Source organism: Halomonas sp. (assembly GCF_033549285.1).
Taxonomy (GTDB): domain Bacteria; phylum Pseudomonadota; class Gammaproteobacteria; order Pseudomonadales; family Halomonadaceae; genus Halomonas.
In genome coordinates this window covers 1-10,645 of sequence record NZ_JAWSUJ010000122.1, presented here as the reverse complement: position 1 = coordinate 10,645, position 10,645 = coordinate 1, and the positions used below count along the sequence as shown (strand labels likewise).

Genomic DNA, 10,645 nt, shown 5'->3' with positions numbered 1-10,645 from the left:
ACGATGAAACGGAATGGCCGGTCACGTTGGCCCGGAATGGTCGGTCACGATAGATCGGAACGGGCGGTCACGATGGCCCGGAATACGCACAGCTCGTGTTCTCCTCGATCTTCTTGCTCTTGGAGCGCTTTCAGCAGGCCCTGGGTATTGCGAAAATCCGTCTCATCACGTCGGCCCTTCAGTGAGTGCCGAATGCGCTTGAAGCTATTTTGATTTTTTTTTCAATGCCCGGCGCAAGGTGTCCGTGCTGAAGGTTTTTCCTGTTTCCTCCTGAAGCCGAGCCTGCAGGGTGCGTAGCTGATGGGGATGTTCCTCCACCAAGGCCTGCAACCGCTCGCGATCGCTGTCATCAAGAATCGGGTTGCGGCCACTACGGGGCTTATCGACGAGTTCTTCGAGACCGGAGGCTTCCCACTTCTGGAACCAGATCGTTAGGGTGTTTCTTCCAACCTCCAAAATGTCGCTGATCTGGGCGATGGTATAGCCTTGATCGCTCAAGAGGATCGCATGAGCGCGACGGCGCGAGGCGCGTTTCTGACCGTACTCATGGACATGTGCCAACGCCTGCCGGTCGGCTTCTGTCAGGGGAGAGATGAAGCGCCTTGCCATGCTGCCGTCCTAAGCTGAGATCCTGCTGGCATTGTGCCTGAAAATATCTGCCTAGGCACTTAGCAGTCAACAACGATCTACCGACGACGATGAGATTGATCTCGGACGCCTGTTTGGCATCCTGATTGATCACAAGTGGTGGATCGTCAGCATCACAGCGCTATTCGCAGTGGTCGGTGTAGTGTATGCATTGCTCTCTACCCCCATCTATCGTGCCAATGCCTTGGTGCAGGTCGAAGACAAGATGGGGATGGCTAACCCGCTTCAGGATGTTCGCGCCATGCTGGGTGAGCAATCCAGCACGGATACTCAGCTGGGCATCCTGCGCTCGCGGATGGTGTTGGGGCGGGCGGTGGATCAGGAGCGTCTTGACCTCGTCATCGAGCCGTCACGTTTTCCGGTCATCGGGGATTTCCTGGTACGTCTGGGCATTGAGCGTCCCGATTTTGCGGAGAGCAGTGTCTGGGCGGGTGAGCGCATCAACATTGGCGCCTTTCAGGTGGATTCGATTTTAATTGGCGAACCTTTCCGACTGACGGTTGGAGAAAGCGGGCGTTATACGCTCAGCCTGGACGGCGAGGGGCTGGGGGAGGGCCGTGTCGGTGAAAATGCCAGTTTCCTTGAAGGCCGCATCACGTTGAGGGTAGCAGAGTTGATGGCTGCCCCCGGCGCCGTGTTTACCCTGACCAAGCGCCCGCGCCTCGCCGCTATCAATGATTTGCGTTCCCGCTTCAGTGTCAGTCAGCAAGGGTCAGACAGTGGTCTGCTCGATTTGACCCTTACCAGCGAGGAGCCACAGCAGGCTGTTCAGGTACTGGATGCCATCAGTGAAATTTATCTGACACAGAATATCCAGCGGCAGAGTGCCGAGGCTGAACAGAGCCTGGAGTTTCTGGAAGGGCAAGAGCCGGAAATCCGTGAACAGTTGCGTGCTGCAGAAAATGCTCTCAATGCGTATCGGACCGAGCGCGAAAGCGTGGACCTTTCCCTGGAGACACAGTCGATTCTCGAACGGCTGGTGAATCTCGAGTCTCAGTTGAATGAGCTGGAGTTCACCGAAGCTGAAATCTCTCGTCGTTTTTCCCCGCGGCATCCGACCTATTCGGCATTGCTGGACAAGAAGCAGCAACTCGTCGACGAGCGGGAGCGGCTCAATGAGCGTGTGGAGAGCCTGCCGGAAACGCAACAACAGATTCTACGGCGTACTCGAGATGTAGAGCTCAATCAGGAGATCTACCTGCAGTTGCGTAACAAGATCCAGGAAATGAAAATTGCCAAGGCGAGTACCGTGGGCAATGTCCGTATCCTGGATGAGGCTGTCGTGCAACCGACGCCTGTGGAGCCGAAAAAGCCGCTGATCGTGGTGCTGGCAGTATTGCTGGGGGGCATGCTGTCCGTCGCTGTCGTGCTCGTGCGTGGTTTCTTCAACCGTGGCATCGAATCACCCGACCAGATTGAACATGCGGGGCTTCCGGTATATGCCACCGTGCCACGCTCCGAGGAGCAGACGAAGCTGATCAGGCGCATCAAGCGAAGCAAGCACCGCGAGGGGCAGGATGTATCGATTGGTGTGCTGGCGGACCGGGCCCCGGCCGATACGTCTATCGAGGCCCTGCGTGGACTGCGTACCAGCTTGCATTTCGCAATGATGGAGTCGGGCAACAACCGCTTGGCGATCACGGGCCCTAGCCCCGGTATCGGCAAGAGCTTTGTCTCCATCAACCTGGGGGCGGTATGTGCCCAGGCCGGACAGAAGGTGCTGGTGGTCGACGCCGATATGCGCCGGGGGCACGTGCACCACGCGTTTCATGGCAGAAGCGAAGGTGGGCTCTCGGAATTGCTCTCTGGCCAGGCTTCCTGGGACACGGTGATCCGTCCCAGTGACATCGCCAATCTGAGCTACGTGTCGCGTGGCAGCTCGCCGCCTAACCCCTCAGAATTGTTGATGAACGCCAGTTTCACCGATTTTCTGGAACAGGCCAGCCGCGAGTTCGACCTTGTGATACTCGACACACCGCCGATACTTGCAGTGACCGACGCCGTCGTGGTCGCCAAGCAGTGTGGCACCACGTTGATGGTGACTCGTTTCCAGAAAAACCCTGTGAAGGAGCTGCAGATCGCGCACCGTCGGCTGGAGTCCACGGGTGTCGTGGTCAAGGGGGCGGTCCTCAATGCCATGGAGCGCAAGGCAGCGACGAGCTATGGCTACGGCTATTACAACTATGCCTACAAGTAGACGGGGGCGTAGGTAGGGCAGGGCGGCGTCTGAAAATCTCCCTCCAATTTCAAGGTGATGCGAGGTGGCGGTCGATCCTCGTTAGCGGTCCCTGAGCCATTGTCGTCGGCTTCCAGCAAGGCGACTTAAGCGCGAGCTCACCTGCCTGGCGATGGCCACCCCGGACCCTAGAGCTTCCCGGCTCACTGACGTACAATTCGGCCCCTGCACAATCCATACTTTATGGGGCCCGGCCAGGCAGATGACTGCGGTGGGCCCTTGGAGTACGAATGCATCACAGGGCATGGGAACGCGCCCGGGACAATCCCCGGGCGGTAGCGTGCCTGACCGTCAGTCACTTCAGCCAGGGTTCAGTAGCCACACATGAACAATAACGAGACACGTCAAGGGGTTAGCCGCGACGTCCAGGACGATGAAATTTCGCTCGTTGATCTTGCCAAGATCCTCATCAAGCGTTGGAAGCTGATGGTGGCGACATTTCTCGTCGTCGTGCTGGTGGCCCTGGCGTACGCGCTGATGATGGAGCGCACGTATGAGTATGTGTCGATTTACCAGGTGGCGGAGCAGGCGCCACGCGACAGCGATGATCCGGGTGCTCTCGAGGCCCCGGCAACGGTCGTGGCCAAGGTCACCAACCTCTATCTGGGCCCGGTGACACGAGAGCTGCGCTCTGCTGAAAACCTCGATGGTCTTCCGTTTGATGTGTCGGTGTCCAATCCCGACGATACCCTGCTGATCCGCCTCTCCTCGGAGACCTCCGAGGCGCATGGGGCGCTGGTCGAGACCATGCACGCGACCTTGCTGGAGCGGATCAAGACGGGCCAGCAGTCTCAGCTCGAACGTCGTCGCACCGGCCTGGAGCGTCAGCTCGAGAATGCCCAGCGCTCCCTTGAGGCTGCCCAGGAGTCGACCAGTGCAAATGCTGCCGAGCTGATTGCCAGTTACTCCAATCGTGTGGCCGAGCTCGAGAATCGGCTTGCTCTGCTAAGAGAAGGGCAGGTGGCACAGACGGCAGTGCAGAGTCTGGAGCCCACCGGTACCGGACGCAGCTTGATCATGGCGCTGGCCATCGTGCTGGGCGGCATGCTGGCCGTGATGGGCGCGTTCTTCATGCAGTTCGCTGTGGCGGTGCGGGAAAGCCTCGTCGATGAGGGCTGAGACAGCGAAACCGTCATGCCGCGGATAGGGCATGCTGCCGATAACCCGGGCTTATCGGTGCTAAGTGGCTATTCAAAATTAATCGCGTGGTTAGATCCGTAGCAACTGAGTAGGCGATAGACCTCGTTGCAGAGACGATCAAACGAGAGGTAGGCACTTAACGGCAGCCATACGTATTTCATCTGCCGCCACAGAATCTCAATCAGATTCAGCTCTGGCGAGTAAGCCGATAGGTAGATCAGGTGCACACGATGCGACATCCACTCCACTATCTTCCGTCTGAAGGCCTTGGAGCGATGCATGCTGGCATTATCGAGCACCACGACGGCGAAGGTATCGGGGTCTTTCTGGGACACAAACTGGTCAAATGCTTCGATGACCGTCTCGGTCGTCACCGGTTTCGTGGTGGTGTGGTAGACCAGCTTCCCGGCTCGGCTGAGGAACCCCAGTACGTTCAGCCTTCGGCTATGAGAGTAGGCGGTCACTTCGAAGGGCTGACCGAGGGGACTCCACGCGTATGGAACCGACGACGATTGTGAAAAGCCCGACTCATCAAAGTAGTAAAGCTCGTGTTCGCCTTGGTCTTCCCGCTGCTTAAGCACCTCGAGGAGGCCTTGAGTGTTGCGGAAATCCGCTTCGTCACGCCGTGCCTTCAGGGAATGCCGAATGCGCTTGAAGCTGAGATCATTTTTTTTTCAACGCCCGGCGAAGGGTCACCGTGCTGACCGTCTTGCCGGTCTCTTCTTGAAACCGAGCCTGTAAGGATCGAACCTGGTGAGGCTGCTCGGCGACCATCTCCTGCAGTCGCTGGTGGTCGTGCTCATCCAGGATTGGTGTGCGACCACTGCGGGGCTTGTCGATGAGCCCGTCGAGCCCCGACGCCTCCCACTGTTTGAGCCATCGAGATACGGCATCGCGTCGAACCTGCAGTATCTCACTGATCTGGTCGATGGTATGGCCTTGATCACTCAGCAGGATGGCATGCGCTCGTCGACGTAGGGCACGCTTCTCACCATGATGATAGGCGGAGGTCAGCGTCTGCTGCTCAGATTCAGTGAGAGGGGCAACGAAGCGCCTTGCCATGGTTCCGTCCTTGTCAGATATCCTTATGCGGATTATACACGATAACTTTAGATCAGGTATTTAATCAACAGAATCAGTGGGCTACATTTTATTCCTCACAGAAAAGTGAGGCTGTTACGCAAAAATGTGGCGGTCTCGGCAAAAAGCTAAAGTTAACAAAAATGTGACCTTTCTCGTTCAGTTACTCATATTTTTGTGAGCTTTTTCAAATCTAGTTTCTTTTGTAATGAATAGGAAAGCTATGAAGTTACTGGTTACCGGCGGTGCGGGTTTCATCGGCTCTGCTGTCATTCGGCATATCATCAAAAAAACCAACGACAGCGTAGTCAATGTTGATAAGCTGACCTATGCTGGAAATTTGGAGTCGCTATCCGAGGTAAGCGGCAGTGATCGCTACGCATTTGAGCAGGTTGATATCTGCGATAGGGGTTCTCTGGAAGGCGTGTTCGAGAAACATCAACCCGATGCAGTGATGCACTTAGCCGCCGAGAGTCATGTAGACCGTTCCATTAATGGTCCGGCAGCATTTATCGAAACCAACATTATCGGCACATACACCTTGCTGGAAGTGACGCGTTCTTACTGGAATGGCTTGGATAGCGAAGGCCAGCAAGCCTTCCGCTTTCACCATATCTCTACCGACGAGGTTTATGGCGACTTGGATGGGCCGAAGGGGCTGTTTACCGAAGAGACCTCCTATGCTCCCAGTTCACCATATTCCGCTAGTAAGGCCAGCTCGGATCACTTGGTCCGTGCCTGGCAGCGCACCTATGGCATGCCCACGTTGATCACCAACTGTTCCAACAACTACGGGCCCTATCACTTCCCCGAGAAGCTGATCCCGCTGGTAATCCTAAATGCGTTGGAAGGCAAGTTACTGCCTGTCTATGGCAAGGGCGAGCAGATCCGCGACTGGTTATACGTCGAGGACCACGCTCGGGCACTCTACAGCGTAGTGACAGAAGGCAGGGTCGGGAGTACTTACAATATCGGCGGCCACAATGAGAAGCAGAACATTGAGGTTGTGCATACTATCTGCAGCCTGCTAGATGAACTGGCTCCGGTGGGTAGTACGTTTGCACAGCTAGTGCCTAGCCTTACGCATTACCATGATCTGATCACTTTCGTGGCTGACAGGCCAGGTCACGACCTGCGCTATGCCATCGACGCCGGCAAGATTGAACACGAACTCGGCTGGCGCCCAGAAGAAACCTTCGAATCCGGCATCCGCAAGACCGTGCAGTGGTACCTTGACAACCTCGAATGGTGTCGCCGGGTGCAGGATGGCAGTTACCAGCGCGAACGCTTGGGTATTGCATCAGCCTGAATATCTTATAGTAGCGCAGCTTGCTGCGCGATCCATCGCGTAGCGATGGCCGAAAGCTGAATCAAGAAAGGGATCACCATGGCTCGCAAAGGCATCATCCTCGCTGGCGGATCCGGTACCCGTCTGTACCCCATTACCATGGGTGTCTCCAAGCAACTGCTGCCGATCTACGACAAGCCGATGATCTACTACCCGCTCTCGGTGGTGATGCTCGCCGGCATACGAGAGGTGCTGATCATCACTACCCCGGAAGATCTACCCAGCTTCCAGCGCCTGCTTGGCGATGGTAGTCAGTTCGGTATTGAGCTATCGTATGCCGAGCAGCCCAGCCCCGACGGCCTCGCCCAGGCCTTCATCATCGGCGAGGAGTTTATCGGCAGCGATAGCGTATGTTTGGTGCTGGGCGATAACATCTTCTACGGTCAGGGCTTTACCCCAAAGCTCAAAGAAGCCTCGGCTCAAGCTAGCGGCGCCACGGTATTTGGTTACCAAGTCAAGGACCCGGAGCGCTTCGGCGTGGTGGCGTTCGACGGCAACAAGCGCGCCGTCTCCATCGAGGAGAAACCGGCCAAGCCCAAGTCCCAATATGCGGTAACCGGGCTCTATTTCTTCGACAACGACGTCATCGAGATCGCTAAGCAGGTAGAGCCTTCTCACCGTGGTGAGCTCGAGATCACCAGCGTCAACCAGACTTATCTAGAACGCGGCGAGCTCAACGTAGAACTGCTGGGTCGCGGTTTTGCCTGGCTGGATACCGGTACCCATGAGAGCCTTCTGGAAGCCGCCCAGTTTGTCGAGACAATTGAAAAGCGGCAGGGTTATAAAATTGCTTGCTTGGAAGAGATTGCTTTTAACAATGGATGGCTAAGCGCTGATGACTTGCAGCGCTTGGGTGTTGCGCTGAAGAAAAATGGATACGGACAGTACTTGCTAGCTATTATTGGGGAGCAACTATGGGGCTAGTTCAATGTTGTGATTTTCCTCATTTAAGTGATGAGCGTGGTTCTTTGGTTGCATTGGAAGCTAATAAGACGATTCCGTTCGAGATCAAGCGGGTCTACTACATCTACCACACCGAGCAGGGAGTGAGCCGAGGCTACCATGCCCATAAGGATCTCAAACAGGTAGCCATTTGCGTGGCTGGTAGCTGCCGCATTGTGCTCGACGATGGCCATACCCGCAAAGAGACGTGGCTCGATTGTCCCACCAGAGGCTTGCTGATCGAGAGCATGATCTGGCGAGAGATGCATGACTTAAGTGAAGACTGCGTGCTGCTGGTACTGGCGAGCGAGCATTATGATGAACGCGACTATATCCGTAATTATGAAGATTTTCTTAAGCTGAGCCACAATGCCCACAATACATCCTCTCGCTGACGTACATAGCACAGAAATTGGCAGTCATACACGCATTTGGCAATACAGCATCGTGTTGTCAGGCGCGCGAATTGGCAAGAATTGCAATATTTGTGCGCACACACTTATTGAAGCCGATGTCATTATTGGCGACAATGTGACGGTCAAGTCTGGCGTATTTCTCTGGGACGGGACCCGACTCGAGAATCATGTGTTTATTGGGCCCAATGCTACGTTTACCAACGACTTGTTTCCTCGTTCAAAAGAGTACCCTGACTCATTCAGCGGCATAACAATAAAACAGGGGGCTAGCATCGGTGCCAATGTGACGCTTCTCCCTGGCATCACTATCGGCGCTAATGCCATGGTTGGGGCTGGTGCCGTTGTGATTAAAGATGTTCCCGAGGGCGCGCTTGTCGTGGGCAATCCCGCCAAAGTGATTCGGTATATTGAAATATGATTCCTTTTCTTGATCTCCAGGCCCCTTACCTGGACTTGAAACAACCTATCAACGATGCTGTTTCTCGAGTGCTCACTAGCGGGTGGTATGTGCTCGGCCCTGAGGTCGAAGCTTTTGAGGCCGAGTTTGCCGACTACTGCGGCGTTGATCACTGTGTGGGCGTGGCCAACGGCTTGGATGCGCTGATACTGGCGCTGCGCGCCCTAGAGGTGGGCCCGGGTGACGAAGTGATCGTCCCCTCGAACACCTACATCGCCACTTGGCTGGCGGTATCCACCGTGGGTGCCACCCCGGTGCCTGTCGAACCAGACCCCACCACCTATAATATTGATCCGACACGCATCGAAGCGGCAATGACTTCGCGCACGAAGGTGCTATTGCCGGTGCATATCTACGGCCAGCCGGCTGACCTGGACCCAATCCTCGCTTTGGCAAAACGCTATGGCGTAAGGGTGGTGGAGGACGCCGCCCAGTCCCACGGTGCCCGCTTCAAGGGACAACGCATCGGTGGCCATGGCGACATCGTCTGCTGGAGCTTCTACCCCGGCAAGAACCTGGGGGGCATGGGTGATGCTGGCGCCATCACTACCCATGTTGCCAAGTTAGCCGACCGGGTGGCAATGCTGCGCAACTACGGCTCGCGGGAGAAATATGTCCACGAAGCTCAGGGAGTCAATTCTCGCCTCGATCCGCTTCAGGCTGCTGTGTTGCGCGTTAAGCTGCAGGTGCTGGATGAATGGACCGAACGCCGACGTGCTATCGCCGCTGTGTATTCTGATGCGCTTTCCGGCACCAATTTGGTACTTCCCTATGTACCCAAATGGGCAGACCCGGCATGGCATCTCTATGTGGTGCGCAGTCAGCGGCGCGATGCGCTTCAGGCCGACCTCAAGGAGTCGGGGATCGCGACGCTGATTCACTATCCAATTCCGCCGCACCGCCAGCAGGCCTATGCAGGCCATAGCGTCGCTCAGGAGGTGCTGCCTCTGGCCGACCAACTTGCCGGCGAGGTGCTTAGCCTGCCGATGGGACCTCATTTGTCCCCAGAACAGGCCAAGCAAGTGGTCGAGGCGGTCAAGCGCTTAGCTTAATTGCCTATGCATCTTCCTATTCCCGCGGCCTTACTCGCTCGATGTTTGTGATCGGCTCGGCCCAAGCCGTCAACATTGGGCTTTCTCAGGCTGGGCATGAAATCCATCGTCCCGATCCCCGGATAAGGAGTGACGGACCCGGCCAGTGGCGGATACCCGACGGCTTACCTCCCGACGGTTACCTTCAACGGGCGCTTTGGGGAGTGCAGCATGGTGGTCAGCCTTCCTCTCGAGGCTTGTCACCGCCGATACGCCGTCAATCGCGCAGGAGGCATTGCCGAACCTGAGCCTCAGGATCGCGATGCCCGCGGGTGACGATCGGCGGTGGTCAACTCCAACTGGAGGCTGGCGTGGAGTAGCCAATCCAGCCGGAAGGCATTCTTGGCAAAGTCGAGACGCCAGCGCCGCCCCGTATGCACCAGGCGCGCCACCGTGCGGATGGCATAACGAATCAGCGGGCGAAGCCCATGACGCCGGGCATCGTGGGGCAGCACGTGATACTGCACGCCGCGCAACAGCATCTGGGCGAGCTGCCCGCACAGGTAAAACGCCTGGTTGGCCTGGAGACGCCGACACGGCGGATGGGCAAGTCCATGTCGATCAGCGGCCCCTTGAAGGCGTTTCCTGGCCCTGCTTGCCGCGGTGCCGGGCCACCAGCTCCGTCAGTGGCAGATCATCCCGAGACACCAGGATGATGATGTCGACTGGAAACAGCGCTTGCTGGTGTCCCTCCTTCCAGCGACGCACAACGACATAGGCTTGCTCCGCCGGCCAGCCTCCCGGCCGGTGATAGGCCAGCGTCGCGGTTTCCCCACCGCCGATATCTGTCCAGGCGGATTCAGGCAGCCCTTCCAGTGATTCGAGAATCGGCCGCCGATACCCGTCGTTGGTGACACTGATGGAGTAGTCCCAGCCCCGCTCACGGCAGAAGCGGATCAGGTCACCCCGGTAGTAGGCGTTATCGGCATGCAGCCAGACCGGGGGGTGGTCGCTCAGCAACGGCGCGACATCGTGCGCCAGTTGCTCACGCCATCCAGCGGCAACATCGACGCCACCGGGATGCAGGCGGCCACTGGCCCAGAGCCCACCCACGAAGACGCCATGAAGCCAGTACTGGAGCGAGCCGTCATAGCCCTTGCCGGCGCCTTCGAACAGCCGGCCATCAACCTCGATGGCGGTGCCATCCACGAACACCGGCACATAACCCAGCTGGCTCTTCGTCGTTGGGTGTGGAAGTCGCCCCCTGAGCTGGGCCAGGAGATGACCTCCACGACGACAGGAGGCATGGCATGGACGGCACCCAGATTCTGACCCTCGGCCTGGGCC

General features: G+C 57.2%; 10 protein-coding genes and 1 pseudogene. 7 read left to right on the top strand and 4 right to left on the bottom strand.

Translation table 11 applies throughout. The features are described from left to right. Positions 1-80: 80 nt before the first annotated feature. Positions 81-609 (bottom strand): annotated as a pseudogene (locus SCI24_RS19090) (IS630 family transposase); the annotation flags it as partial. A gap of 94 nt (positions 610-703) precedes the next feature. On the opposite strand from SCI24_RS19090, the gene SCI24_RS19085 reads away from it, so the two are divergent. Continuing rightward, positions 704-2,845 (top strand): polysaccharide biosynthesis tyrosine autokinase, encoded by a 2,142-nt coding sequence (locus tag SCI24_RS19085; RefSeq protein ID WP_318726883.1) that lies wholly within the window; start codon positions 704-706, stop codon positions 2,843-2,845. Between the two features lie 363 nt (positions 2,846-3,208). After that, positions 3,209-4,003: a Wzz/FepE/Etk N-terminal domain-containing protein gene (locus tag SCI24_RS19080; protein ID WP_318726882.1), complete on the top strand. Its 795-nt coding sequence runs from the start codon at positions 3,209-3,211 to the stop codon at positions 4,001-4,003. Between the two features lie 68 nt (positions 4,004-4,071). Here the strand turns inward: SCI24_RS19080 and SCI24_RS19075 are convergent. After that, positions 4,072-5,086, bottom strand: a protein-coding gene (locus SCI24_RS19075) for an IS630 family transposase (RefSeq protein WP_318726881.1) whose coding sequence is annotated in 2 segments (ribosomal slippage) — positions 4,072-4,698 and positions 4,700-5,086 — 1,014 coding nt in all. Because the reading frame shifts where the segments join, the coding sequence is not laid out codon by codon here. 241 nt (positions 5,087-5,327) lie between these two features. On the opposite strand from SCI24_RS19075, the gene rfbB reads away from it, so the two are divergent. From rfbB to SCI24_RS19050, 5 genes are all read left to right on the top strand, one after another. Continuing rightward, the gene (gene rfbB / locus SCI24_RS19070; RefSeq protein WP_318726880.1) at positions 5,328-6,413 is read left to right on the top strand and encodes a dTDP-glucose 4,6-dehydratase; all 1,086 of its coding nucleotides are present in this window, start codon (positions 5,328-5,330) and stop codon (positions 6,411-6,413) included. Positions 6,414-6,491: 78 nt separating this feature from the next. Continuing rightward, positions 6,492-7,376 carry a glucose-1-phosphate thymidylyltransferase RfbA gene (gene rfbA, locus SCI24_RS19065; RefSeq protein WP_318726879.1) on the top strand — a complete coding sequence of 295 codons (885 nt, stop codon included), beginning with the start codon at positions 6,492-6,494 and terminating at the stop codon, positions 7,374-7,376. Continuing rightward, positions 7,367-7,789 (top strand): FdtA/QdtA family cupin domain-containing protein, encoded by a 423-nt coding sequence (locus tag SCI24_RS19060; protein ID WP_318726878.1) that lies wholly within the window; start codon positions 7,367-7,369, stop codon positions 7,787-7,789. The genes rfbA and SCI24_RS19060 overlap by 10 nt, the downstream gene beginning before the upstream one ends. Then, a complete protein-coding gene (locus tag SCI24_RS19055) occupies positions 7,764-8,228 on the top strand; it encodes an acyltransferase (RefSeq protein WP_318726877.1) in 465 nt (154 codons plus the stop codon). The genes SCI24_RS19060 and SCI24_RS19055 overlap by 26 nt, the downstream gene beginning before the upstream one ends. Then, positions 8,225-9,319 (top strand): DegT/DnrJ/EryC1/StrS family aminotransferase, encoded by a 1,095-nt coding sequence (locus tag SCI24_RS19050; RefSeq protein ID WP_318726876.1) that lies wholly within the window; start codon positions 8,225-8,227, stop codon positions 9,317-9,319. The genes SCI24_RS19055 and SCI24_RS19050 overlap by 4 nt, the downstream gene beginning before the upstream one ends. Before the next feature lie 290 nt (positions 9,320-9,609). Here the strand turns inward: SCI24_RS19050 and SCI24_RS19045 are convergent, their stop codons facing one another. Together SCI24_RS19045 and SCI24_RS19040 are read right to left on the bottom strand one after the other, a co-directional pair. Then, a complete protein-coding gene (locus tag SCI24_RS19045; protein ID WP_318726875.1) occupies positions 9,610-9,840 on the bottom strand; it encodes a hypothetical protein in 231 nt (76 codons plus the stop codon). A 79-nt stretch (positions 9,841-9,919) separates the two neighbouring features. Then, complete coding sequence (locus SCI24_RS19040; RefSeq protein WP_318726874.1) at positions 9,920-10,519, bottom strand: hypothetical protein; 600 nt, start codon at positions 10,517-10,519, stop codon at positions 9,920-9,922. Positions 10,520-10,645 lie beyond the last annotated feature (126 nt).

Coding starts and splice junctions, on each gene's coding strand:
- SCI24_RS19080 (WP_318726882.1), top strand. CDS start 3,209: ATGAACAATAACGAGACACGTCAAGGGGTTAGCCGCGACGTCCAGGAC.
- rfbB (WP_318726880.1), top strand. CDS start 5,328: ATGAAGTTACTGGTTACCGGCGGTGCGGGTTTCATCGGCTCTGCTGTC.
- rfbA (WP_318726879.1), top strand. CDS start 6,492: ATGGCTCGCAAAGGCATCATCCTCGCTGGCGGATCCGGTACCCGTCTG.
- SCI24_RS19060 (WP_318726878.1), top strand. CDS start 7,367: ATGGGGCTAGTTCAATGTTGTGATTTTCCTCATTTAAGTGATGAGCGT.
- SCI24_RS19055 (WP_318726877.1), top strand. CDS start 7,764: ATGCCCACAATACATCCTCTCGCTGACGTACATAGCACAGAAATTGGC.
- SCI24_RS19050 (WP_318726876.1), top strand. CDS start 8,225: ATGATTCCTTTTCTTGATCTCCAGGCCCCTTACCTGGACTTGAAACAA.
- SCI24_RS19045 (WP_318726875.1), bottom strand. CDS start 9,840: ATGCTGTTGCGCGGCGTGCAGTATCACGTGCTGCCCCACGATGCCCGG.